The following is a 23,799-nucleotide window of genomic DNA, read 5'->3' as shown; positions in this document are numbered from 1 at the left end:
GCGGGCGGGCCTGGCCGGGGCGGCAGAGCGCGACATGGAAGGACGGTCGGCGGCCGGTCGCTTTGGCCCGGTCCATGATTTCGCGGACGACCGGTTCAGCCGATCCCCGGCAGCGCCCCGCAGAGAGTTCTGACCTTCGAACGAACATGCCGTCTGACCTACCCGGACGTATTTGTTGGCAGGCACAACTCCGACAGGGACGCGAGGGAAGTTGCGCAGGGACCGATCCAGAACCCGTCTGATGCCCGACGACAGGACTGTTGCGCGGATCGGGATCGTGGTCGGTCTCGACGGGCGGGCGTGATCGAGTGATGGGTCGCTGCCGTGTTCGCTTGCCGGTCCCGGTCTCGGAGTTCACCGGGTTCCGTTCCCGCCTGGAGCGATCACGGTGGCGGTGCCGTGGTACCTGCGGTTCGCGCTGTGCCACGCGCTCCGTAGGCCCGCGTACCGTTCGATCTTGTCGGCAAACGGTCGTCTGCCGACACCCGCTAGCAGCCGCCTGATATCCCGGGAGAGGGCGTCGAGAACCCTCGTCGAAATTCAATGCCGCCAACCGTCCTCGCCGGCTTCTTCGACGCCGTTGATCGGCTACGGATGGGTCTGGGCCGCTGGCGAGAACCTGACCGGGAGGTCGATGCGCTGCTGCGGTATAGCCCTCGTCTCAGCCGCCTTCCGGGTTCGTGGCGTGTTCGGAGGTGCGGGTGCCGGAAGAGCCCGCCGACGTGCTCGCTGCCCGCCTCGCCCAGCTCAAATGCGGCGCCTGAGGTGTCGTGAGCTCCTGTTGCGCGTCGATCATCGCGGCCTGCATCTTCTGCGCCTGCTCGAAGTGCGCCCCGAAGCCTCTGGCCGCGTCACCGCCGAGCCCGCCGAACGGCTCCCCAGGATTCGACATGACCAACCCTCAGTCGGTGGCGGGCGCAGTCGCGTCCGCCACCGACTGAGGGCGCCTGACTGTGCAAGCGGCTGAGCGCTGCCGCAGTCAGTGGACCGGTGGAAGTTCCGTCAGGGCGTCCTGGGCCAACCTGAGATGAGTACGCAGGGTCGGTAGGTTGTGGCGGGCAAAGGCCTTGACCTGTGGGTTTGTCCCAGTCCGGGAGACCTGGACCGTCGCGCCGATGACCTTGCGATGATCGGCGATCTCGAAGGTGAGGAACTCGCGGTCGAACGCAATGCCGTGCAGCGATCCGAGCTTGCGCAACTCGCGCTGCTGGTCGGCGGACAGCGTGGTCGGCAGCGAGACCCGCAGCTGGAGGGCGAGCTGCTTCAGCGCGGCGAGCGCCGTGGTGTGGTCGGATACGAGCCGCCGGCCCACCGCGCGGGTGTCGGGGCGGACGCCCTTGCGGGCAGCGAGGCCACCGCTATAGATCTCGAAGCGGTTGCCCCGAGCGAAGTCGACCATCCACGTGCGGTCCTGCTGGGATATCACCATCGTCGGCGGACGACTGGTCGGGGCCGACGCCGCCCGCGCGGGCGTGGGTAGCCCCGCGACCGCCACCGCACAGCTCACACCGATGCCGAGGCGGACCAGCGGCTTCATCCGCGCCCCACCCTCCCAGCGCTTCGCTTTCTGTGCTGTCATGGTTACGGTGAGTACCCAAGCTGGGTTCGCGTAACCTCACGCAGCGTGAACCCGAGCCTTCCGGCTGACCTCGCTCAGCGCGTTCGAAGAAGCGGGATGAGCTCGCCGAATTGGGACGTGTCTCAGCGGACCCTCCCTCCGGCCTCCGGAGCTCCGGGGTCTGGCCGGTGGCGCGCGGGTGCGGCGTGAGGTGCTGGTGGTCGAAGGCGGGGCGTCGATCCTGATGGGCCAGCTGCTGTGGGATGCCTCCCAGCGCCGCGACCACGCCAGCGCCAAGCTGCACCTGGATCGAGCCGCGCAGACAGGCTGCGAGGTGGGAAAGCCGACGATCGACGGTCTGGCGTTACCGCGTTCCACGATCGTGGCGCTCTACGGGGAACGGCGACCAGATGCGGTCCTGCCGCTCGCCGCCCGGGCCATCAAGGCCACCCGGGGAGCGAGCGGGATTCTGGCGGGTCTGGCCATGCTGCACGCGGCGGAAGCCCAGGCGATACTCCACGAGCCGCGGGCCTGCGAACAGCTGCTCGTCGAGGCAGCAGGCTGCCTGGACGGGGCCGACGAGGCTTTCCACCTGATCTCCCCACGCGACCGGCCCCGGACCGCGGGCGCCTGCCATCTCGCGCTCGGCTGGCTTCGGAAGTGAGAACGGGAGACAGATGTAGACGGGATCGGGAGACATTCGATCGTCACTGAGAGGAAATCGCGAACCCGCAGGCCAGCGCGATGCTGATGGAGCCGGTGAGGGGACTCGAACCCCTAACCTTTCGATTACAAGTCGAGTGCGCTACCAATTGCGCCACACCGGCATCGTCGTCCACGGTACCCGAGGTGGCATGGTCCCGGAGCAACGCTGGGCCTGAGACGGCACGCCGAGATCGCAGGCTGGCCGCCGGCCGCGCCGCCGGCCGCGACCGGGCGGGGTACGGGCGGCGGTCAGCCAGACTCGCGGACGCAGTCAGGCAGGCTCTCGGACGGTGGCCGGAGGCCTGACAGTGGCCAGTGCCGGGTCCGGCGAGGCCAACTCGGTGGCTTGATCGCGACTTCGGCCCTCGCATGGTCACAAAACCCGTGTGGTTACAACCACGCGAGGGCGAAAGCAGCGATCTTGCTGGTCTCGGGACGAGGCTAACCATGCCCGCTGCGGCACGAGGAGCGGCCGAGGCTCAAGCCACCACGACGCCACGGGCTCGCCGTTGCGGCCCGGGGCGCGCCCGGCTTCGACCGACGGAGCAGTGTCTCGGCGGGTTCGATACAGTGCAATCCGTGACATACCCGTTCGGACCGGTTGGATGGGACCTGGCCGCGCTGTAGGCCACGGCGGACTGGTAACGGACCGTTCTGCGGGTTGACCCCACGGTGGCCTTGGGCGTCAGCCGGCTGTGAGGAGCCAACGATCCCGCCCACGCGGACCGATCCCGTCGGGCAAGGAAGCCCGGACGGGTCTAGCCATTCTCCTTTCAGCCGAGGACGGCGGGTGACCAACGACCGGCTTTTCCTGCCCCTGCTGGATGCCGATCCGCGCGTGGTGAGCGGCTATGAGCTGCGCGCTCGGATCGGTGAGGGCGGCATGGGCACGGTGTTCCTGGCGACCAGCCGGGCCGGACGGCCGATCGCGTTGAAGCTGATCCGGCCCGAGTTCGCCGACCACGCCGATTTCCGGCGCCGGTTCGCCGCGGAGGTCGCCATCGCCCGGCGAGTGCAGGGCGCGTACACCGTTCCGGTGGTCGACGCCAATCCCGATGCCGCCCGCCCCTGGGTCGCCACGGCGTACATACCCGCGCCGAACCTCTCGGCAGCGGTCCGGCACGCTGGCCCGTTGCCGGCCCGTACTGTGCTCGGGCTGCTCGCCGGGGTCGCGGAGGCATTGGAGTCCATTCACCAGGCCGGCGTCATCCACCGTGATCTCAAACCGGGCAATGTCATGGTCGCGGCGGAAGGGCCGCTGGTCATCGACTTCGGTCTGGCCCGGGCGACCGAGGGCACGAGCCGAGAGCTCAGCCGGCCCGGAGTGGCGGTGGGCACGCCCGTGTTCATGTCGCCGGAGCAGGTCGAGAACGGCCAGGTCGGCCGTGCGTCGGACATCTTCTCCCTCGGCTCTACCGCCTATTTCGCGGCGACGGGTGACTATCCGTTCGGCGGCGACGGCACCGTGTTTCACCGCATCGAGTACGGCGAGCCCGACTGGGATCAGGTTCCGTGGCCGCTGCCGCTGGTCCTCACGCGCTGCCTCGCGAAGGCTCCGGCGCAGCGCGCGAGCTGCGAAGAGATCATCGACCTGTGTCGCAGGCTGTCCATGGAGCTCGCGGTACGGCTCGACAGCGTCACCGTTCCAACGACCTACCGTGGCCTGCTCGGCGAAGGCTGGCTCCCCGACACCATCGCCGCCGAGATCAGTAGTTACCGGAGGGCCGCCGCGACGACGCTGGCGCGACGGGGTCGCGAGCCGGGGACCCACCTGGTCGAGGAGACCAGTACCGAGGATCTCGAGATCCCCGCCCCAGCCAGCCGCACGGTCCCGGCCGGCCGCGTTCCTCGCGTGACGGCCGGGATCCTCGCCGCCGGCGCGGTGGCGACACTGCTGGTCCTCGTAGGTGCGCTGCTCCTCGTCCTCGGTCACCGGCACGGGCTGGCCGCGACCGGCGCCGTGTCCACGTCCCTGGCCCCGACGCTCACCAACCTCGCCGAAGCGCCGCAGGCGACCATCACACCGCAGGTCTCAGCCTCGCCGCGCCTGTCGACGACGGTGAGTCACACCGTGCCGGCGACGGAGCTCAGCGCCACCGTTACACCCAGTCTCGCCCCAGCCCAGACCACTCCCCCGGCCTCGCCCGATCGAGGACTACTCGGCGGGCTCCTGTACCTGCTTCTGGGGGGACCGGCCCCCGACCCGCCACCGGCCAGCGCCACCTCCACGCCGGCCCACTGACCCAGCCGGGGCCACCGGCAGGTCTGCGCGCGGTAGTTGCGACGGCGGACGCCAGTGACGTCGTCCGGGTGCGGCGGCCCATCGGGGCACGCCGTCCTCAGCTCGCTGGCCCGGTCATCGGCGGTCGCCCGCGGGCCGCCGCCGGCCTGGTCGCACTGGTCAGCACCCGATGCGACGCGCGGACCAGCTATGCTGGCCGTATCAGCTCGTCGAGCTCCTGCCGCGAGTTGTCCGCGCGTCGTAGCACCCGCTGCCCAACAGCGGGCCTTCGCTCCGCGTGTAACCGGTCGAGTTCCTCGAATCCCCGGTTGTCGGCGGGACACCCGCACAGATAGCGATCTTTCTTGTCTTCGTTCACCGATCTTGGCGTGCCCGCGCGCCTGACCAGCGTTCTCACCCGTCTCGCCATCGAGACCCCCACCCCCATCCAGCGGGCGACACTGCCGGACGCGCTCGCTGGACGTGACGTTCTCGGCCGGGGCCGCACCGGCTCCGGCAAGACACTCGCGTTCCTGCTGCCCGTGGTCGCCCGGCTGTCCGGCGGGCCCCGGGCCCAGGCCGGCGCTCCGCGCGCGCTGATCCTGGCGCCGACCCGAGAGCTCGCCGCGCAGATCGACACGGCGCTGCAACCGCTCGCCGCGGTGGCCGGCCTCACCTCGTGCACCGTGTTCGGCGGCGTCGGCCAGAACCCGCAGGTCGCCGCGATCCGCCGCGGCGTCGACATCGTCGTGGCCTGCCCCGGCCGGCTCGAGGACCTCATCAAGCAGCGGCACTGCTCGCTGGCCCAGGTGAAGATCACCGTGCTGGACGAGGCCGACCACATGGCGGACCTCGGGTTCCTGCCCGCCGTACGCCGGCTGCTCGGCCAGACCCCGTCCGGCGGGCAGCGCATGTTGTTCTCCGCCACGCTGGACAAGGCCATCGACACCCTCGTCCGCCAGTACCTCAACAAGCCCGCGGTACACGAGGCCGACTCCGCCCAGTCGCCGGTGGGCACCATGGCGCACCATGTGCTGCACGTCGAGCGGGACAGCCGGCTGCCCGTCCTTGTTGACCTGTCCAGCGCGCCGGGCCGCACGGTCGTGTTCACCCGCACGAAGCATGGTGCCAAGGCTCTGGCCCGCCACCTCAACCGCGCCGGCGTGCCGACCGTCGAACTGCACGGCAACCTGAGCCAGAACGCCCGCACCCGCAACCTCGACGACTTCCAGACGGGCCGGGCCGCGGCGCTGGTCGCCACGGACATCGCCGCCCGCGGCATCCATGTCGACGACGTGGCCCTCGTGATCCACGCCGATCCGCCGGCCGACCACAAGGCATACCTGCACCGTTCGGGGCGCACGGCGCGCGCCGGCAACAGTGGCACCGTCATCACCCTGGCGACCACGGATCAGCTGCGTGAAGTCTCGCAACTAGCCCGCACCGCCGGCATCAAGCCGGCGACCACCCGGGTCGCGTCCGCCGATCACCCGATACTTTCCACGCTCGCCCCCGGCGTTCGGTCGCTCACCAGCCCCACGGTCACGGCCGAACCGGAGACCAGGACCAGTCCGGCCCAACGCAGGCCGGCCGCCGGCACTCGCGGCACCGAGCCGACACCTCGGGCGGGCAGGCGACGCGGCCGCCGCCCCGCCAGCGGCCAGCGCGGCGGGCGGGCCACGGCGTCCGCCGGCCGGGCCACCGCGTCTCGACCCGCCGCGGCCACGGCTCGCGGCAGCTCAGCCGATCACGAGGCCGGCCCGTCGTCCTCCGAGCGTCCCAGGTCGCGACCGACCCACAGCGCCGCGACGTTCAGCGCGCGCCGCGGCCGCTGACCAGCCTCGGTCACACCCACACAACACGTGGGTGTGACCGAGCCCGGGCCGTTCCGCGGGCCAGACAACCTGTCGGCGGGAACCACGCAAGCCACGGCTCTGTTCGTGATCGCGGAGTGCCCACCGGCAGCCAAAGCCTGCGCATCACCGGCGACCTGAGGCTTTGACCTCAAGCCTGCTTCAGGTTCTAGGCTGGCCGCATGATCTTCAGTGACGCCGAGCTTGAATACCTGATCGACCATCCGCTCGGGCGTCTGGCGTCGATCGGGCCAGACGGCGCCCCTCAGGCACACCCCGTCGCCTTCCGGGTGAACCCCGACAGCCGCCTCGTGGAGATCGGCGGCCCCGAGCTGCCCAGGAGCCAGAAATTCCGTAACGTCACGGCAGATCCGCGAGTGTCGTTCGTGGTCGACGACCAGTCCGACACTCCCAACCCGATCGGCCAGACCGGCCGCGGCATCGAGATCCGTGGACGAATCGAGATCACGGCCCAGGATCCGCCGCTCGTCCCCGGCTTCAGCCAGCGGATCCTCCGTCTTCATCCGCACCGGATCATCAGCTGGAACATCGGGGAGCTCAGGCCGGCAGCACCGGGACGACCGCCGCACCTCCAGGGATATCACTCCCGCAACATCCCTTCATAGCGCTCGGTGACGGTGATGGATTCTCGTCCGCCGAACGTCGCCACCGGCACCCAGGGCCAGCGCGTCTAAAGCTCGGCTCCGCACCAGTAGCCGTCACGGTCGAGCGCCGCGGGCGGCGGAACCGTCACGAAGTGATGCCCGCTCTGATCGACATTGATGAAGTTCTCGCACAGCGTCGGAAGTTCGGGGCGCGACAGGTCAGCGGGGGTAAGCAGTGGTGGGCAGCGAGGATCGCCGACACCCGATTCTTCGTCGTGATTGCTCCCTAAACAACGAGGTGGCGCGCGCCAAAGGCGTCGTCCGGCTGAACGATTCGGCGTTCACCGCGGCTGCGAGAGCCGGCGCCGGACCGTCGGAATGATGATCGCCGCGGCGATCAGATGCGCGGCGGCGAGAGTGAGCCCGGTCGTCAGTGCCGTGTCCGCGGCCGTGATCGGCAGGACGAGCGAGAGGACGAGCAGCGGCACCGTCGTGCGGAGATAGGTCCGCGCGGGGCTCTTGGCGAAGCGGGCCATCAGGACGACGACGAAGGTGAACCAGAACGTGACGACCATGGTTCCCATGGCGAACATGCCGACCGTGATCGGTGTGGCGTGATGCGAGCCCAGACCAGCGGCCCTCATCGGCACGCCGACGATGCGCGCGGCCAGTCCCCAGAGCTCGACGACGACGCTCGCGGCGAGGCCGGCGAGGTAGCTGACCTGCCAGACAGGCCGGCGCGCGAGAAACGCGGCGGAGGGACGGGTGGAGATGGACGAGGTGGACATGCGGTTCTCCTGGCCGGTCGAGGGGAGGTGCCTTCGACCGGATGACGGCGCCGCCGGGCACATCTCGACATCGATCCCGCGAGCCGTCACGAGAAAGCTCGGGAGAGGCATGTCGAGATCGGCGGCGTGGCTCCGTCTCCTGGGTGAGCGCGCGCCCACCGGCCGCGCCGAGGGGGCCCGCCGGGGCCGCGAACCACCGCCGAGAGGAACCCGCGATGAAGTACCTGCTGATGATCTACGGCAACCAGGAGAAGTGGGACAGCATCCCGGCCGAGGACTGGCCGAGCGAGATCGCCAAGCAGGACGCCTACAACAAGAAGTACGCGGCTACCGGCGAACTGCTCGGCGGGTACGGGCTGGCGGACGCCGCGGCGGCGAGGCTGGTGACGCGCAAGGACGGTCTCCCCACCGTCACCGCCGGCCCCTTCCTCGAGACCAAGGAGTACATGGCCACCTTCTACCTGGTCGACGTGGAGAACGAGGAGCGGGCCTACGAGCTCGCGGCGGAGATGCCCTGGGCCGACCAGAACCCGACCGAGGTCTGGCCGATCCTGCACGAGTCGGCGAACGACGCCTGACCTTTCTCGGGCTGACGCATGACGGATGCACGCATCGAGGACCTGCTGCGTGAGCTGGCGCCGCAGGTCCTCGGTGTCCTCACCCGCCGCTACGGCCGGTTCGACGCCTGCGAGGACGCCACCCAGGAGGCGCTGCTGAAGGCAGCGCGGCGGTGGCCGACCGACGGGATCCCGGAAAACCCTGGCGGCTGGCTACAGACGGTCGCGTACCGCGTTCTGGTCGACGAGCTACGCCGGGACGGCTCGCGGCGCCGGCGGGAGGAGGCGGCGTACGCCTCGACGCCGCAGTCGCAGGCGCTCGCCGGTCTCCACGAGGCTGGCCAGCACGACGACTCGTTGGAGCTGTTCTTCCTGTGCTGCCATCCGTCGCTGTCCACGCCGAGTCAGATCGCGCTGACGTTGCGCGCCGTGGGCGGGCTGACGACGACCCAGATCGCCGGGGCATTCCTTGTGCCCGAAACCACGATGGCGCAACGCATCAGCCGCGCGAAGGCGACGATCGAGGCGGGCGGGCGGCGCCTGGAGATGCCCGGGCGGGCGGCGGGCGAACGGCTGAGCACGGTGCAGCACGTCCTCTACCTCATCTTCAACGAGGGTTACACCGCGACCACGGGCGCCGACCTGATGGTGCCGAGCCTGTCGGACGAGGCCATCCGGCTCACCCGCCTGCTGCGCCGGCTGCTGCCCGCGGACGGTGAGACGGCGGGGCTCCTGGCCCTGATGCTGCTGACCGACGCGCGACGCCCGGCGCGCACGCGCGGTGACGGCTCCCTGGTCCCGCTGGCCGAGCAGGATCGGTCGCTGTGGACCTCAGCATTGATCGCCGAGGGTCTAGCCCTGATCTCCCAGGTGCTGCCCGTCGGCAAGGTCGGGCCATACCAGCTCCAGGCGGCGATCGCGGCTGTGTATGTCGAGGCGCCCACGATGGACGAGACCGACTGGCCGCAGATCCTGGCCCTGTACGACCTGCTGGAGCGCGCCGCGCCGAACCCGATGACGACGCTGAACCGGGCGGTCGCGGTCGCGATGGTGCACGGGCCCGCGGCCGGGCTCGACATCGTCAGTTCGCTGGAGACCGACGGCCGCCTGGCGCGAAGCCACCGGATTCTGGCCACCCGGGCACACCTCAGGCAGCGGGCGGGCGACCGGGACGCGGCCGCGGCCGACTACCGGCAGGCCGCGGCGCTGACCGCGAGCATCCCCGAGCGGCGCTACCTCATCGGCCGGGCCGTCGCGCTTGGCACCGACGGTGACGGCTGACGCGCCGGGTCACGGCTTGCGGGCGACGCCCGCGTACAGCCAGTCGGTCCGCGGGCTGTCGTCGTCGCCGGGGTGCCACTGCCAGGGGCGCACGAGGCCGGGCTCGACCAGGTCGAGGCCGTCGAAGTAGCTCGCGATCGTGGCACGCGGCCGGAAGGTCATCGGTGACGTGGCGTTCTGATAGGCCGCCTCGGTCCGGGCGACGCCCTCGGCCGGCGGCCCGTCCGTCGTCAGGTGCGACAGGACCAGGTAGGAGCCCGACGGGACCGCGTCCATGAACTCGGCCAGCAGACCGGCCGGGTTCTCGTGGTCCTGGATGAAGTGGAACAGGGCGACCAGCAGGACGGCGACGGGCCTGGAGAGGTCCAGCAGCGCCGTCATGTCGGGATGGGTGAGGATTCCGGCCGGCTCCCGCGCGTCCGCGGTGATGATCGTCGTCGTGTGGTCGCTGGCCAGGAGCGCACGGCCGTGCACCGCCACGATCGGGTCGTTGTCGACGTAGACCACCCGCGGGGCGGCGACGACCTGCTTGGCGATCTCGTGGACGTTGCCCTGGGTGGGCAGCCCGGTGCCGATGTCGAGGAACTGGTCGATGCCGGCGGCGGCGAGGTAGCGGGTCGCCCGCTGCAGGAAACGCCGGTTCTCCCAGACGACGTCATAGGTCACCGTGCGCCCGAGCGCGGCGTCGACCTTCGCCGCGGCCTCCCGGTCGACGTCGAAGTTGTCCTTGCCGCCGAGGAAGTAGTCGTACATCCGCGCCGGCGTCGGCCGGTCGGTCCGCAGATCCGGGAGCGCACCGCCCGGCGAGTCGTCAGAGGCAGCCGACGTGAAGTCCCAGCCAGTCATCGTTCCGCCAGTCAGGGGCCAGCGCCGCCGTCTGGCGGCCGACAGGTGGTCAACAGGGCACGCCAAACGCTATCGACGACGGTCGGTGGCCGGAGTCATTTGGCTGCTTTGGGTGAGACTACTTCGTGGGCCACAACAGGTTGCGCCGGTATCCCCTCGGAGGGAACCACGGCGATCCCGGCATACCGGCGCCACGGAAAACGCTCCCCGCGACCGACCGAGGCTCCGGTCCAGGTCAGGCCGCCGGCCACGGCCAGGCCTCAAACGCGATCATGGCGGTGGACTCCAGCTCTCGCCGGTCGGCTCCGTCGCGGGCCCGCAGCGCCATGCCCTGAAGGACCACCCCGGTGAACACGGCCAGGGCCCGCGCGTCGAGGCCCGGGGGTAGCTCGCCGGCACGGACCGCGGCGGCGGCAAGGCGCTCAAGCTGGTCGACTCCCGAGTTACGCAGCCCCTGGAGCGCCTCGGCGACCTCGGCCGAGGCGCAGTTGACCGCCGCGCTGACGACGAGGCAGCCGGGCGGCCGGTCGGGCTGCGTGTAGGCCGCGGCGGCCTCGCGCAGCAGCCGTTCCAGGCCACGCCGGAACGTCGGCTCCTCGGTGAAGGCCAGCACCATGAAGGCTCGGTACTGCTGGCAGTAGGCCTCGACGACCTCGTCGAACAACGCCCGCTTGCTGCCGAAGGCCGCGTACAGGCTCGGCGGCCCGATGTTCATCCCGGCGGTGAGGTCAGCGATCGAGGTCGTCTCGTAGCCCCGCTCCCAGAACAGCGCGACCGCGCGCTCGAGGGCGGCGTCCCGGTCGAACTCCCGAGGCCGTCCTCCACGCGATCTGTCCATGCCGACAGTCTATAGCGGGCGCTACAGAACCTGCTACGTTGGTTTTGTAGCGGACGCTAGAGAAGAGGCCGAGCATGGGTACGTTGGCAGCGAAGACAGCCCTGGTGACCGGGGCGAGCCGCGGGATCGGCCGGGCCGTCGCCCTGCGACTGGCCCGCGAGGGCGCCCTGGTCGCGGTGCACTACGGGAGCAACGAGGCCGCCGCCAAGGACACGGTCGACACCATCACCGCAGCCGGGGGCCGGGCCTTCGCGCTGCGGACGCACCTCGGCCACGCGGGAGACGCGGAAGCGCTGTGGTCCGCCTTCGATGACGCCATCCGGGCACACACCGACTCGCCAGCGGTGGACGTCATCGTCAACAACGCCGGCATCGCTCTTTACGCCACCGTCACCGACGTCGAGGACAAGACCTTCGACGAGGTCTTCGCCGTGAACGCCAAGGCGCCGTTCTTCATCCTCCAGCACGGCCTCGACCGGCTGCGCGAAGGTGGCCGCGTCATCAATATCTCGTCGGGCGCCGCCCGGCTGGCGACGCCCATGCTCGTCGCCTACGCGATGACCAAGGGCGCGCTCAACGCCCTGACACGCACCCTCGCCCTGGAACTGGGGCCACGCAACATCACGGTCAACTCCGTCGAGCCTGGCATCGTCGAGACCGACATCGCGTTCTTTCTGTCCGACCCTCGAATGAACGAGCTGGCAGCGTCCTGGTCGGCGTTCAACCGGCTCGGCCAGCCGGCCGACATCGCTGACGTCGTCGCGTTTCTCGCCTCGCCCGACGCACGGTGGATCACGGGTCAGTTCATCGACGCGACCGGCGGCTTCCTCCTCGGCCCGAAGTTCTAGGGAGCACAGCCGTGACGCAGCCAGACGACTACGTTCCCAGCCTGTTTCCCTCGGTTCGAGACCAGGTCGCGCTCTACGAGGCGACCGACGGCCGGGAGGGTGGGACCCTGGAGGGCAGGCCCGTCGTAATCCTCACCCATCGCGGCGCCAGATCCGGGAAACTGCGCAAGACACCGGTCATGAGGATCGAGCTCGGTCCCGGCTACCTCGTGGTGGCCTCCTACGGAGGAGCGCCAAACCATCCCTCCTGGTATCACAACCTGATTGCGAACCCATTGGTTTTGGTCCGCGACGGCGACACGCTCAGGTCGATGGTCGCCCGGGAGGCAGCCGGGCCCGAGAAGGCCGCACTGTGGGAGACAGCCGACGCGGCGTGGCCACATTTTCCCGAGTACCGCGCCAGCACCACACGCGAGATCCCACTGCTCGTACTCGAACCACCGGGGTAGGCCCAGCACCCGCCCTGCCGGCGCAAGCCAGGCAAAGGAGCCCAGTCATACCCCATGATCGTCAGAAGGTGCGTGCGGACGACCTGAGGTAGGACTCGACGGAGCCGAATGCCGTTGTTTACGTCGAGCCGGGTGAAACCGCAGGTCAGCGTCGGCGACTCAGTTCTGGCGCCCGGCAGGGGTCCGAAATGTCGCACCCGGGCGGCAGACTGTCGCCATGAGCTTCGACCTCGCCATCTGGGAAGGCGAGCGGCCGGCGGACGATCCGGCCGCCGGGCGCGCCTTCGACGACCTGGTCCAGCGCTATGACGAGGAGGAAGCCGAGGCACCCCCGACGGAGCGCATCATCGCGTACGTCGAGGCGTTGTCTCGTCGGTGGCCGGATGAGGAGACCGGCCCGTGGTCGGTCACGCCCGAGCCCGCCGGGCCGTTCCTCTACCTCTGCGTCGCGTGGAGCATGGCCGACGAGGTGGCCGCCTACGCGGCCGGGCTCGCCAGATCGATGGACCTGATCTGCTACGACCCCCAGTCGGAGAGGCTGCTGACCTAGGAGTCGTCTCCGACGGGGTTCGCCCGGTTCCGGCGTCCCCGTGATCGCCGTTTCGGCCCTCTGATGGTCATGACCCAGCAGGTTTCGTAACCATCCGAGGGCGAAAACAGCGATCAGGACGCCGGGCAGACGTCGCCGGCGTCACAGGGTCACGAAGGTCAGGCCCCTGCTCTTCAGCTGCGGCAGGACCGTCCGCAGTGCCTGGACCGTCTCCGACCGGTCCACGCCGGCCGGGTGTTCCCCGTCGCCGTCATGGCAGAGCAGGATGTCCCCGGGCTTCGCCGCCAACAGGCTGGTGACGATCTTCTGCGTTCCGGGGCGGGACCAGTCCCTGGGGTCGACGTTCCAGGCGACCGGGGTCAGGCCTCGGCTGGCCTCGGCGCTGAACACGGGCGGCGACCAGTCGCCGCCCGGCGCACGGAACAGGCGCGGAGCGGTGCCGGCGGCGGCGGTGATCGCGGACTGGGCGCCACCGATCTCCGCGTCGATCGCGGCTGCGGACCGGTGCGAGAACGGCAGGGGGTGCGTCATGCTGTGGTTGCAGATCGCGTGCCCCTCGGCGACGATCCGCCGGACCAGGTCCGGGTAGGCGCGTGCCTGTCGCCCGACGATGCAGAAGGTCGCCCGCACGTCGTACTGCCGCAGCAGCGCGAGCACCTGCGGCGTCCAGGTCGGGTCCGGCCCGTCATCGAAGGTCAGCGCGATCGCGTTGGCCGGCGCGTTCGGAAGAACCCGGTGCACGGTGTAGGCGGGCCGCTGCCGGGCGGCCCCGGAAGCACCTGCCGACCCCTGAGCCGGTACGGCAGCCGGAGCGTGGGCGGCAGCCGGAGCCGTCGTCGGAGCCGGAGCACCGGCCCGAGCCGGTGCGGGGGCGGCAGCCGGCGGCGGCTCGGTCGCCAGCGCCGGCCCCGCGGCCTCAGCCACGCCGGCCGAGGCCAGCCCGATGGCCCCCACGAGCGCCCAGGCCGTCAGCCGACGCCGCGACCGGCCCGCGTCCCGCTCCCGAGCCTCCACCGGCGCCAGGTCGCTCACCCATCGCCCTCGCCTCAGCCTGCTCATCGCACGCCCTCCATATCGGGCGTCCCGCGACTAAAAGGGTCGGACGAGAAGAAACCAGGCAGCGCTAATCCAACCGTAGGAATGATCTGTAGACAGGATGGGCCGAACATTGGCCTAATCTAACCGTTCGCGCGCGGACGAAAACCTTGGCGATTCGCATCTGCCCGATTTTTGGGGATATCTCCGCCCACCCGGTCGAAGCGTCGGCACCGGGCATTCCCGCACCACCGGACGGAATTTCCCGCACGGCGTTGGCTAGCTCACAGTCCCGGCCCGGCGCCCATCCGTCCCGCCCAGACGCCGGTCGGGCGCGCCCGCCGTGTCGGCCGCCGTCCCGAAGGTGGGTTCAGTCGAGGTCGGCGAAGAACTGGCGAAGGTCGTCGACGACCAGGTCCGGGTCGGTGGTGTAGGCGAAGTGCCCGCCTCGGTCGAACTCCCGGTAGCGGACGACGTTGTTCGCCCGCTCCGCGAAGGCCCGCACGGTCCGGTAGTCCTCAGGGAACACCGCGACGGCGGTCGGCACCTTGTTCGGCAGCTCGCGGTAGCCGGCGCCGGAGTGCGCGTCCTCGTAGTAGTGCCGCGCGCTGGACACACCGGTCCGGGTGAACCAGTAAATGCTCACGTGAGTGAGGTAGGTGTCGACATCGAGGTAGTCGGCGTAGTCACCCCAGCCGGTCCACAGTTCGGCGTTCCAGGCCAGCTGGCCGATCGGCGAGTCGGTGAGTCCGTACCCCAGAGTCTGCGGCCGGGTCTGCTGGATCTTCTGGTAGCCCGCCTTGCTCTGGAAGTCCGCGGTGCTGCCGGACAGACTCGCCCGGTCCGCCTCCGACAACGCGGCCAGCTCCGCCGGATCGCCGGACGGGAACGCGAAGATCTGCAGAAGGTGCACCCCGACCAGGCCCGCCGGGGCGAGAATGCCGAGCTCCCGCCCGACCAGCGCGCCGGCGTCGCCGCCGACCGCGCCCCACCGCCGATAGCCCAGCCGTTCCATCAACGTGGCGAACGCGCGGGCCATCCGTGCGCTGTCCCAGCCCGGCTCGGTGACAGGGCCGGAAAAGCCGTAGCCGGGCAGCGAGGGCACCACGATGTCGAAGGCCGGCGCGGAGCCACCGCCGTGGCCGCGCGGATCTGTCAGTGGCCCGATCATCCCGAGGAACTCCGCCACCGAGCTTGGCCAGCCGTGCAGGAGCAGGAGAGGCAGCGCTCCCGGCTCGCCGGACCGCACGTGCAGGAAGTGAATGTTCTGCCCGTCGATGGTCGTCGTGAACTGTGGGATCTCGTTGAGCCGGGCCTCCTGCGCCCGCCAGTCGTAGCCGGAGCTCCAGCGGTTGGCCAGCCGCTGGACCACCCCGAGCGGCATGCCGTAGTCGGAGCCGGCGCCGGTCACCTCGGCCGGCCAACGGGCGGCGGCCAGCCGGGTGCGGAGATCGTCAAGGTCGCGCCGCGGGACGTCGATCCGAAACGGCCGCAGGTCAGGCAACGTCGTCATGCCCGGAACCGTAGGGCCGATTCCGGTCGAATCCTGACCTAAAGCGGCGCCGACCCGAGCCGGGGCCCGGGAATGCCGTAGCACCCCGCCAACCACTACGTCTCATATTCTGAGACAGCAGTATTGACATATGGGATACCGTCGTCACTGGATAGCTCGACCGGCACCGAAAGGCGGACCAGATGGCGACTCCGTCCAACACCTACACGCACGGCCACCACGAGTCGGTGCTGCGCTCGCACCGCTGGCGGACGGCCGAGAACTCGGCCGCGTACCTGCTGCCGGCGTTGCGGCCCGGGATGACGCTGCTCGATGTGGGCGCAGGGCCGGGCACGATCACCGTCGACCTGGCCGAGCGCGTGGCACCGGGCCAGGTGACGGCGGTCGAGGTCAGCGAGTCCGTGCTCGAGCTCCCCAGGGCGGAGGCGGCCCGACGCGGCGCGCACACCATCACCTTCGCGGTCGCGGACGTGCACGCCCTGCGGTTCCCGGACGACTCCTTCGACGTCGTGCACGCCCACCAGGTCCTCCAGCACGTGGCCGATCCGGTGCTGGCACTGCGTGAGATGCGCCGGGTATGCCGGCCGGGCGGCGTGGTGGCCGTCCGGGACAGCAGTTACAGCGACTTCGACTGGACGCCGCGGCCGCCCGAGCTGGACGAGTGGCTGGACCTGTACCTGCGCGCGGCCCGGGCCAACGGCGGGGAGCCCGACGCGGGACGTCACCTCGCCGGCTGGGCGCGGGAGGCGGGCTTCACCGACGTCACGGCGACCACCGGTCACTGGGTATACGAGTCCGACGCCGACCGGCGCTGGTGGGGCGAGATGTGGGCCGAACGGATCCTGCGCTCCGACATGGCCGGCCAGGCGCTGGCCCGCGGCCTGGCCAGCCAGGAGGACCTGGAGCGGATCTCCCGGGCGTGGCGGGACTGGGCGGCCACCCCGGCAGCGGCGATCACGATCCCGCACGGCGAGGTCCTCGCGAGGCCCTGACCGGGTCAGCCCACAGCCGGGGCCCCGCTATGGGCTGACGGTCACCGCGAGCTGGTTGGACTCCGCGCGGTTGCCCGCGTTGTCGTAGACCTGGACCGAGTACTTCCAGGTGCCGGTGGTGTCGGGCGTGGTGGTGCAGCTTGCCGTCGTGCCGCACAGACTGGTGCCGAGGCCGCTGGGATTCGCCCCGTACCACGAATACGTGCCATCGCTGCCGTGGACGCCGCCCGTCGCCGTAAGGGTCACGGACTGGCCGAGAGTGATCGACGTCGAGCTTGCGGTGACCTGTAGCGGTGGCGGGGGCGCCGGGTCGGTGACGGTGATCGTGAGGCGGTTGGAGTCCGAATAGGGATCGGACTCCGACCAGTGCGCGGAGACGGTGGTCGTCCCGGTGCCCCAGGTGGACGTGTACGGGTTGGGCTCATGGACGTTGTGTCCGATGTTTCCGCTGGTGGAGGTCCCGCCGGCGTACTGAGCGCCGATGTTCAGGTCGAGGCTGGCCCCGGCGCAGACGCCGGTGCCCGTGAGGGTGACGGACTGCCCGACGGTCACCGACGTCGCGCTCGCGGCGAGATGTAGCAGCGTGGCCGTGGCGGTCGCCTTCGCTGAGGCCCCTGTCGCGTCAGTGATCGTCACTGTCACCGTGAACGGTCCGGTCTGCGAGTACCCATGCTCCACGGTCGCCGCCGAGGCCGGGCCGGCCGTCGTCCCGTCGCCGAAGTCGAACGCATAGGTCAGGGGACCGGAACCGCCCGCCGAACCGGAGGCGTCGACCGTGACGTTCGCGCTGTCCTGGGTGCAGCTGCCCTTGTTGGCCGACAGCACGGCCTTCAACGGGGACACCGCGGGCTTCGTCGTCGGGGGTGTCGTGACGGGCGGAACTGTCACCGGCGGGTTTGTCACCGGGGGCGTCGTCACCGGCGGCACGTTGGGCGCGACCACCGTGACGCTGGTGACCGGCGCGGCCGAGGTGCCGTCGGTGAGGCGAACGTCGGCCGACACCGTGTAGACGCCGCTCGCCGTCCAGGCGTGCGTGACCTGGGAGCCCGTCGCCGAGCCCCCGTCGCCGAACGACCACGACACCTGTGCGAGCTTGCCGGCCGTGACCGTCCCGTCGGCGGCGACCAGCACCGCCTGCATCGTCAGTGCCGTGCCGACCCGAGCCTGTGGCGCGGAGACCGCGATCCGCACGGTCGGCGCCCCGCCACCGGTGGCCGGCGCCTCGGTAGTGGTCGAGGTGGTGGGCGCTGTCCGGCCGTCGTTCGAGGCGACCGCGGGGCCGGCGCCCACGGGCGGGATCGTCGTCAAGGGGGCCGTCGGACGCTGCGGCCGCGTGGCGGCGGGGCGCGTAGGCACGGCGGTCGGCTGGACGCCTGACGGCGGGCTGGTGCCGCCGGTCGGTGGCTGGGAGCCACCCGCCGCGTCACTCGGGAGCTTGCCGGCGAGGCTTGCCGGGCCGCCGGGGGCGGTGCCGACCGTGGCCGGGCTGTACTTCTCGATCGGACGGATCGCCCCGTCGAGCGAGATCACCCCGGCCTTCGCCGTCGCGGGATCGTTGTAGAACACGACAGCGCCCTCGTCCCGCAGTTCGAACGCCGTCGAGGGCGGCATCACGGTCGGATCGGCGATCACCCGCCCGGCGGTCACGTCGACGACCAGCACCTGGCCGGAGGTGTAGTCGGGGACGAACACCCGGCCCGCGGCCTCGCGCGGCTGCCCGAGCCGATGCCCCGCCACCCCGAGGTTGACCGCGTCGCCGCAACGCCCGGTCGCCAGGTCGCTGACCAGCAGAACGCCACGGCTCCCACTGACGGCGTAGACCGCCGGCCGATCGGCCGAGCCGACGACCTGGACGCTGGAGTCGGTGGCGGCGACGTCGACGCAGGTCCCGGCGCCGGTGACCCCGCGGGAGCCGAGCCTGACCACCTGGCGGGCGGTCAGGTCGACCGCGACCGGCAGGCCGGCGGCCGTGACCAGCGTGGTGCGGGCCGGGTCGACGGCGTGCCGCACGATGGTCGTGCCCGAACCGTCCACCCGTTCGAGGTCCCCGGTGGTCGCGCCGACGGCCCACAGCACGTCGGCCCCCTGGGTGACGATCCCCCCGGCGGCCACCTTCGCGGCCAGCGAGTAGGTCTGGCGGACCGCCAGCGTTCGCGGGTCCAGCAGGCTGACCAACCCGGTCGGCTGATCGACGGCGAACACCGTCTCGCCCGCCGGGTAGACCCCCAGCGCCTCGCCCGGCTTCCCGAACGTCGCGGGCGCGGAGACCCGGTAGGTCGCCCCGTCGATCCGGCGGAGCTTGCCGGTGGCGCTGTCCGCGACGAACTCGCCGGTCCCGGACTGGGTCCCCGTCAGCGCGCCTACGCCGAGCTCGACGCGCGTGACCACCGCCCCGCTGTTCCCGTCGACCAGCTCGGCTTCACCGACCGCCGGAGACAGCAGCCAGGCGGAGACGTCATCCAGGCTCACCGACCGCGCCGCGACGCCCTGCGCGGAGCCTGCCACCAGGGCGGCGACACCGGCGACCAGCAGTGCGACCAACGCCGCCGGCCCCGCCCAGCGACGCACCCGGGTGCTCACCGCCGAACCCCGGCCGGCGCCGCAACCCACACCGTGATCAGCAAGACGACCGCCTCGAAACCGCACAGCCCAGGGCCGGGGCGACACCCCCGTGCATCGCCCGCCACAGTCTTGCAAATTGCACGCCACTTGGCGAGAGCGGTCAGGTCCGGATCCACGGTTGCCTAATATCCTGGCAGCCGATATATATCAGCCATGACTACCGGGCGAACCATGACCGAGCCCGCCTTCTTCGTCCTGACCGCGCTGGTCGGGGCGCCCAGGCACGGCTACGGCATCGTCGGCGAGGTCAGGGACCTCTCCCAGGGCAGGGTGCAGCTCAAGGTAGGCACGCTCTACGGGGTGCTGGAACGCCTCGTCGCCGACGGTCTGGTCGCGCTGGACCGGGAAGAGATCCAGCAGGGCAGGCTGCGCCGCTACTACCGGCTGACCGAGCCGGGCAGCGAGGCGCTGGCGGCGGAGGCCGGCCGGCAGGAGGCCAACGCGCAGGTCGCCTCGCGACGGCTCCGCGCGCTACGGCCCGCGGGCACCGGTGGGTCCGCGTGACTCCGCTCGAACAGCGCTACCGCGCCGTGCTGAAAGTCCTCCCCCGCGGCTACCGGCAGCTGTGGGAAGACGACATGGTCGCCACCTTCCTGTCCAGCGTGACGGACCTCGACGACCCCGACGTCGCGGAGTTCGCCCTGCCGAGCTGGCCCGAGGTCGGCAGCGTCGTCCTGCTGGCTGTCCGGCTGCGCGTCGACCTCGTCCGTTCCCGCCTGGGCGGAGCCGGAGCATCTCCCACGAGCGTGGTCTGGGGGGACGCTGTCCGGCTGATCGCCCTCGCGGGACTTCTTGTCCACGCCGTCCTCGCGACGCTCAACGTGCTGAGCCAGCTTTGGGTCAACGACCGGATTCCCGGGTTCGCGCCACCGGCTGGCTACCCGGCCGCGTTCGGTATCCACATCGGCTGGCGCGAGCAGTGGAACGCAGGGTTCGTCTGGATTCCCGCGTTCGGCGCGGTCCTGCTCGGATACCGGCGGATCGCCCGAGGGCTGGGCCTGATCGCCGTCCTGCCCGCCGCGCTGCGCGTCCTCGCCGACGCGTGGACGTTGCGCGACGGCCAGCCGACGGTCGACGTTCAGGCGAGCACGCTCGTCGCCTCGATCCTGCTCAACGTCGTCCCGGTGGTGGCTCTGGTCGCCGGCTTTCACCGCGACGCCCCGCCAGTCCGCCGTCCCGTCCGGTGGATGGCCGCGTATGTCGCGCTACTCGCCGGCACGATCGGCGCCGCGGCCGCCCGCCTCGGCGGTGGGCTCCTGGTCGACGAACCGGCCATCTACGCGGCCGCGTTCCTGGCGGCCGCGGCCATCCATCTCAGCAGCCGCGCGCGCCGGTCCGCAGGTCAGGGCGCGGCTTCGGCGCTGGCCCTTGCTCTGATCGCGCCGGTGGTGCTGGCGACGCGGGCGGCAAGTCTGCTCTGGACACGCCTGACGCCCGCCGACGCCACCCGCTCCACCCTGACGACACTCGGACTGACGCAGGTCGCGGTCGTGCTGGTCGTGACGGTGCCGCTCGCGTTCCTCGCCGCGCGCTCGCTGCGCCGGCTACGCCGGTCGCCCGCCCCTACGACCGCTAGTGCAGCGCGACAGGACTGACGTCGCCTGAGCGGCGCGGCCGAGGGAGGTAGAAGGCGGCGAACGTCGAGAGGCCGGCGAGCACCGTGATGACCAGGGCAACCGTGTGCAGCGCCGGAACCGCTCCAGCGTGGGCGGACCGCCGGGTGAACAGGGTCGCGACGAGACCGATCCCGAACGACCCGAGGATGCGCTGCACGACGTTGAACGCGGTGTTCGCGTCCGCCTGCTGCTCCGGCCGCAACGGCTCGGTCGCCACCAGCACCAGCGGGGTGATGGTGAGGCCGACCGCTCCCGCGCGGGCCGCGAGGATCAGCGCGGTGAGCCACAGCGGGGTCTGGTCGCCGAGGACGAACAGCCCGGCGCTCGCCACCACCAGCAACGCGAAGCCACCGAGCACGGTCGGCCGGACGCCGATCTTCTCGCCAGCGCTCGCGCCGGCCAGCGTGCTCAGCCCGGTCACGATCCCCTGCGGCAGCAGCGCGACGCCGGTCATCAGCGCGGAGTGGCCCTGCGCCGACTCGAGGAAGACCGGCACGACGAACACGATCGACCACGCCGCCACCGACGCCGTCCCACACAGCGTGAACGCCAGTGCCACGCTGCGGTCGCGCAGGATCGAGAGGTCGAGCGCGGGGTGCTCCACGCTGCGCGACCGCAGCGTGTAGAGGACGAGGACGACCACGCCACCGATCACCGGACCCCAGGTCATGGGCGGCGTCCACGAGCCCCGGGTGATGCGGTCGACGCCGTAGAGCACGCCGACCAGCCCGGCGACGAGCAGGAGCAGTCCGACCGGGTCGGGCCGGGCAGCGGGCTGCGGCGGGGGGCTGACGCCGGCCGGCAGCCGGCGGGCCGCGGCGATGGCCAGCGCGCCGATCGGCACGTTGATCAGGAACAGCACCCGCCAGCCGTCCCCGCCGCTCACGGCGCCCAGCAGCAGGCCGCCGAGGCTCGGGCCCAGCGCCGGGCCGAGGAAGAGCAGGATGCCGGCCGCCGGGGACATCCGGCTCTTCGCCCCGCCGGATCCACCGAGCAGCATCGACATCGCCAACGGGACGAGCGGCGCCCCGGCCAGGCCCTGCAGCACCCGGGCGGCGATGAGGACACCCGTGCCCGGCGCGGCCGCGCACAGCGCCGACGTCACGGTGAACGCGGCGAGGAACCCGGTGTAGGCGGGAATGGTGCCAAACCGTCGGGCCAGATACGAGGTGAGCGCGAGCCCGGCGCCGAGGGCGAGCAGGTAGCCGCTGATGATCCACTGGACCGTCGGCAGCGACGTGTGGGTCTGGCGGGAGATCGGCTCGACGGCCACGTTGACGATCGACGAGTCGAGCATCGTCAGCAGCGGGCCCGCCAGCAGCGCATACTGCGCGCTCGCGCCGAACCGAGCGGTCCGGCCCGCCGCCGCGCCCGCGCTGGACTCCATCACGCTGGGATCCACCGCTCTTGACTCCATTGCTTCGGCCCTCGTCACCGTGGACGCCGACGCCGTGGATACCGCCACTCTGGACTCCACGACCACGTCCCGTCCCTCCTCGACCAGCGGCGCAGAACGGTCGGTCCCGCCATCCGATCCTCGCAGGTAGCTCAAACCGGGACAGAACCGGCCGACCTGGGTCCTATCCGGATCAGCGGGTCTCCAGTCCGCCAGCCAGCGTAGGCAGGTGCTGGTCCGGTACCGGGACGATGCCGGCGGCACGCTCCAAATTCTCGATCTCGGTCAGCCACAGGCCGGCCAGTTCGGCGCCGCGTGGTGCTGGCACGGTGAAGCCGACGGTGGCCGTCCGTCCCACGCCACCAAGCGTGACGAGCACCTGCCGGCGCCCCTCGCGCACGGCCGGCACCGGCAGCGCCGCGGTGACCGGGGCTCCGGCGACCGTCAGCGGCCCGGGAATCGGACCCAGGTTCGTCGTGTTGACCGCGGCCCGGCGAAGCTCCTGACCGCCACCGATCGTCGCGTGCCCGAACCGGCTGGGCACCCGGTCGGACCAGAAGCGCTCGGCGAGGGCCGCGTTCGAGTCCCCCTTGTAGTACGAGGTCTGCTGGCGCATCATCGCGAACCGCTCGGACGGGGGGGCCGGCTCTGTCGGCAAGGCGACCCGGGTGGCCACGAAGGCGTTGCCGAGCACGGCTCGCTCCGCGGGGCGCCGGGTGCTGACCGAGAGCACCGCCTGCACCGGCCGCTGGCCGACGGGAGCCGACCAGGCGCCGATCGCCCCGCCCACGGTGACCAGGTAGACGTCGTTGACGGAGCCGCCGTAGACCTTGCCGAGCGTGCGCAACCGTTCGAGGTCGGTATGCGCCCAGTGCACGGTGCAGGTCCCGTCGCTCGGCTCGGTGAGAGCCGCGGGCGCGGCGGACGGCCCGGACCAGGTGGTGGCCTGGCGCACCGCGGCGGACGCCAGCGTGCGGGCCGTCAGCCGCCCGGTCCGGACCCAGGGCGCCGGCGCCGTCTGGTCGCCGAACAGACAGGTGAGCACCCGGGTCTGCGAGAGGCCGTCCACCCAGACGTGGCTGGAGCGGAAGAAGACATGGACGTCATCGGCGCCGGGGCTGGTGACCAGGCCGACCTCCCACGCCGGCCGGTCCAGTGGCGTCACGATCGAGGACAGCCGCGCGGCCATCGCCCGCAGGTCGTCCTCGGTCGCGTCCGCCGGCAGCCGGTACTCCCGCACCTGGCTGGCCACGTCGATCCCACCGCCCGGCTCCCAGCGCGGGGCGCGGCCACGGCGCTCCACGAGGCGCTCGGTGAGGGCGGGAAACGCCTCGACGCGCTCCAGCACCGCCGCCCGCACCGCGTCGAGATCCGGCGCTCCGGACACGCGCAGCAGGTAACAGGTGACGCTGACCGGCCGGGTCGGATAGGCCCGCTGGAAATCGAGCATGTAGCGGTCCATCCGGCTCAGCGGCCGGCCTCCCGCATGCATGTCGACCATCGACTCAGAGCGCACACCGGCCTCC

The 23,799-nt window shown here is 71.2% G+C and carries 22 protein-coding genes and 1 tRNA gene; 12 read left to right on the top strand and 11 right to left on the bottom strand.

From position 1 onward, the window contains the following. Positions 1 to 661 precede the first annotated feature (661 nt). Both FRAEUI1C_RS02080 and FRAEUI1C_RS02075 read right to left on the bottom strand, forming a co-directional pair. Positions 662 to 892: a hypothetical protein gene (locus FRAEUI1C_RS02080; protein ID WP_013421621.1), complete on the bottom strand. Its 231-nt coding sequence runs from the start codon at positions 890 to 892 to the stop codon at positions 662 to 664. Between the two features lie 87 nt (positions 893 to 979). After that, on the bottom strand, positions 980 to 1,537 hold the full coding sequence (locus tag FRAEUI1C_RS02075) for a DUF4142 domain-containing protein (RefSeq protein ID WP_013421620.1): 558 nt from the start codon (positions 1,535 to 1,537) through the stop codon (positions 980 to 982). Between the two features lie 220 nt (positions 1,538 to 1,757). On the opposite strand from FRAEUI1C_RS02075, the gene FRAEUI1C_RS02070 reads away from it, so the two are divergent. Further along, positions 1,758 to 2,222 carry a hypothetical protein gene (locus FRAEUI1C_RS02070; protein ID WP_013421619.1) on the top strand — a complete coding sequence of 155 codons (465 nt, stop codon included), beginning with the start codon at positions 1,758 to 1,760 and terminating at the stop codon, positions 2,220 to 2,222. 87 nt (positions 2,223 to 2,309) lie between these two features. On the opposite strand, the gene FRAEUI1C_RS02065 is transcribed toward FRAEUI1C_RS02070, so the two are convergent. After that, a tRNA-Thr gene (locus FRAEUI1C_RS02065) sits at positions 2,310 to 2,385 on the bottom strand. Positions 2,386 to 3,053: 668 nt separating this feature from the next. Here FRAEUI1C_RS02065 and FRAEUI1C_RS02060 point away from each other — a divergent pair. From FRAEUI1C_RS02060 to FRAEUI1C_RS02050, 3 genes are all read left to right on the top strand, one after another. Continuing rightward, positions 3,054 to 4,505 carry a serine/threonine-protein kinase gene (locus FRAEUI1C_RS02060; RefSeq protein ID WP_013421618.1) on the top strand — a complete coding sequence of 484 codons (1,452 nt, stop codon included), beginning with the start codon at positions 3,054 to 3,056 and terminating at the stop codon, positions 4,503 to 4,505. 344 nt (positions 4,506 to 4,849) lie between these two features. Next, the gene (locus FRAEUI1C_RS02055; protein WP_013421617.1) at positions 4,850 to 6,319 is read left to right on the top strand and encodes a DEAD/DEAH box helicase; all 1,470 of its coding nucleotides are present in this window, start codon (positions 4,850 to 4,852) and stop codon (positions 6,317 to 6,319) included. Between the two features lie 200 nt (positions 6,320 to 6,519). Then, the gene (locus FRAEUI1C_RS02050) at positions 6,520 to 6,963 is read left to right on the top strand and encodes a PPOX class F420-dependent oxidoreductase (RefSeq protein ID WP_013421616.1); all 444 of its coding nucleotides are present in this window, start codon (positions 6,520 to 6,522) and stop codon (positions 6,961 to 6,963) included. A 320-nt stretch (positions 6,964 to 7,283) separates the two neighbouring features. Here the strand turns inward: FRAEUI1C_RS02050 and FRAEUI1C_RS02045 are convergent, their stop codons facing one another. After that, positions 7,284 to 7,730 carry a DUF6069 family protein gene (locus FRAEUI1C_RS02045; RefSeq protein WP_013421615.1) on the bottom strand — a complete coding sequence of 149 codons (447 nt, stop codon included), beginning with the start codon at positions 7,728 to 7,730 and terminating at the stop codon, positions 7,284 to 7,286. A gap of 215 nt (positions 7,731 to 7,945) precedes the next feature. On the opposite strand from FRAEUI1C_RS02045, the gene FRAEUI1C_RS02040 reads away from it, so the two are divergent. Beyond that, complete coding sequence (locus tag FRAEUI1C_RS02040) at positions 7,946 to 8,308, top strand: YciI family protein (RefSeq protein ID WP_013421614.1); 363 nt, start codon at positions 7,946 to 7,948, stop codon at positions 8,306 to 8,308. A gap of 18 nt (positions 8,309 to 8,326) precedes the next feature. After that, complete coding sequence (locus FRAEUI1C_RS02035) at positions 8,327 to 9,568, top strand: RNA polymerase sigma factor (RefSeq protein WP_013421613.1); 1,242 nt, start codon at positions 8,327 to 8,329, stop codon at positions 9,566 to 9,568. Positions 9,569 to 9,577: 9 nt separating this feature from the next. Here FRAEUI1C_RS02035 and FRAEUI1C_RS02030 read toward each other — a convergent pair whose 3' ends face one another. After that, the gene (locus tag FRAEUI1C_RS02030; RefSeq protein ID WP_013421612.1) at positions 9,578 to 10,414 is read right to left on the bottom strand and encodes an SAM-dependent methyltransferase; all 837 of its coding nucleotides are present in this window, start codon (positions 10,412 to 10,414) and stop codon (positions 9,578 to 9,580) included. Between the two features lie 235 nt (positions 10,415 to 10,649). Further along, positions 10,650 to 11,252, bottom strand: coding sequence for a TetR/AcrR family transcriptional regulator (locus FRAEUI1C_RS02025; RefSeq protein ID WP_013421611.1), 603 nt, complete (start codon positions 11,250 to 11,252; stop codon positions 10,650 to 10,652). A gap of 74 nt (positions 11,253 to 11,326) precedes the next feature. On the opposite strand from FRAEUI1C_RS02025, the gene FRAEUI1C_RS02020 reads away from it, so the two are divergent. The 3 genes from FRAEUI1C_RS02020 (at position 11,327) to FRAEUI1C_RS02010 (ending at position 13,099) form a co-directional block, all read left to right on the top strand. Beyond that, a complete protein-coding gene (locus FRAEUI1C_RS02020; RefSeq protein ID WP_013421610.1) occupies positions 11,327 to 12,100 on the top strand; it encodes an SDR family oxidoreductase in 774 nt (257 codons plus the stop codon). 11 nt (positions 12,101 to 12,111) lie between these two features. Next, a complete protein-coding gene (locus FRAEUI1C_RS02015) occupies positions 12,112 to 12,549 on the top strand; it encodes a nitroreductase family deazaflavin-dependent oxidoreductase (RefSeq protein ID WP_013421609.1) in 438 nt (145 codons plus the stop codon). Between the two features lie 217 nt (positions 12,550 to 12,766). After that, positions 12,767 to 13,099, top strand: a complete 333-nt coding sequence (locus FRAEUI1C_RS02010) for a hypothetical protein (RefSeq protein WP_013421608.1) — start codon at positions 12,767 to 12,769, stop codon at positions 13,097 to 13,099. Between the two features lie 141 nt (positions 13,100 to 13,240). Here the strand turns inward: FRAEUI1C_RS02010 and FRAEUI1C_RS02005 are convergent, their stop codons facing one another. Continuing rightward, positions 13,241 to 14,131 carry a polysaccharide deacetylase family protein gene (locus tag FRAEUI1C_RS02005; RefSeq protein WP_232425269.1) on the bottom strand — a complete coding sequence of 297 codons (891 nt, stop codon included), beginning with the start codon at positions 14,129 to 14,131 and terminating at the stop codon, positions 13,241 to 13,243. 373 nt (positions 14,132 to 14,504) lie between these two features. Beyond that, positions 14,505 to 15,647, bottom strand: a complete 1,143-nt coding sequence (locus FRAEUI1C_RS02000) for an epoxide hydrolase family protein (protein ID WP_013421606.1) — start codon at positions 15,645 to 15,647, stop codon at positions 14,505 to 14,507. A 182-nt stretch (positions 15,648 to 15,829) separates the two neighbouring features. On the opposite strand from FRAEUI1C_RS02000, the gene FRAEUI1C_RS01995 reads away from it, so the two are divergent. After that, positions 15,830 to 16,639, top strand: a complete 810-nt coding sequence (locus FRAEUI1C_RS01995; RefSeq protein WP_013421605.1) for a class I SAM-dependent methyltransferase — start codon at positions 15,830 to 15,832, stop codon at positions 16,637 to 16,639. A gap of 27 nt (positions 16,640 to 16,666) precedes the next feature. Here the strand turns inward: FRAEUI1C_RS01995 and FRAEUI1C_RS01990 are convergent, their stop codons facing one another. Next, entirely contained in the window at positions 16,667 to 19,219 is a 2,553-nt protein-coding gene (locus FRAEUI1C_RS01990; RefSeq protein WP_157734779.1) for a PKD domain-containing protein, read from the bottom strand. 213 nt (positions 19,220 to 19,432) lie between these two features. Here FRAEUI1C_RS01990 and FRAEUI1C_RS01985 point away from each other — a divergent pair, with 213 nt between their 5' ends. Together FRAEUI1C_RS01985 and FRAEUI1C_RS01980 are read left to right on the top strand one after the other, a co-directional pair. Then, positions 19,433 to 19,765 (top strand): PadR family transcriptional regulator, encoded by a 333-nt coding sequence (locus tag FRAEUI1C_RS01985; protein ID WP_013421603.1) that lies wholly within the window; start codon positions 19,433 to 19,435, stop codon positions 19,763 to 19,765. Beyond that, positions 19,762 to 20,856 carry a hypothetical protein gene (locus tag FRAEUI1C_RS01980; RefSeq protein ID WP_013421602.1) on the top strand — a complete coding sequence of 365 codons (1,095 nt, stop codon included), beginning with the start codon at positions 19,762 to 19,764 and terminating at the stop codon, positions 20,854 to 20,856. The genes FRAEUI1C_RS01985 and FRAEUI1C_RS01980 overlap by 4 nt, the downstream gene beginning before the upstream one ends. Here the strand turns inward: FRAEUI1C_RS01980 and FRAEUI1C_RS01975 are convergent. Next, positions 20,834 to 22,279, bottom strand: a complete 1,446-nt coding sequence (locus FRAEUI1C_RS01975) for an MFS transporter (RefSeq protein WP_232425268.1) — start codon at positions 22,277 to 22,279, stop codon at positions 20,834 to 20,836. The two genes, FRAEUI1C_RS01980 and FRAEUI1C_RS01975, sit on opposite strands and share 23 nt — an antisense overlap. A 187-nt stretch (positions 22,280 to 22,466) precedes the next feature. Then, positions 22,467 to 23,789, bottom strand: coding sequence for a wax ester/triacylglycerol synthase domain-containing protein (locus FRAEUI1C_RS01970; RefSeq protein WP_013421600.1), 1,323 nt, complete (start codon positions 23,787 to 23,789; stop codon positions 22,467 to 22,469). Positions 23,790 to 23,799 lie beyond the last annotated feature (10 nt).

The sequence above is a fragment of the Pseudofrankia inefficax genome (genome assembly GCF_000166135.1).
GTDB classification, from domain to species: domain Bacteria; phylum Actinomycetota; class Actinomycetes; order Frankiales; family Frankiaceae; genus Pseudofrankia; species Pseudofrankia inefficax.
This window is presented reverse-complemented; position numbering and strand designations above follow the sequence as displayed.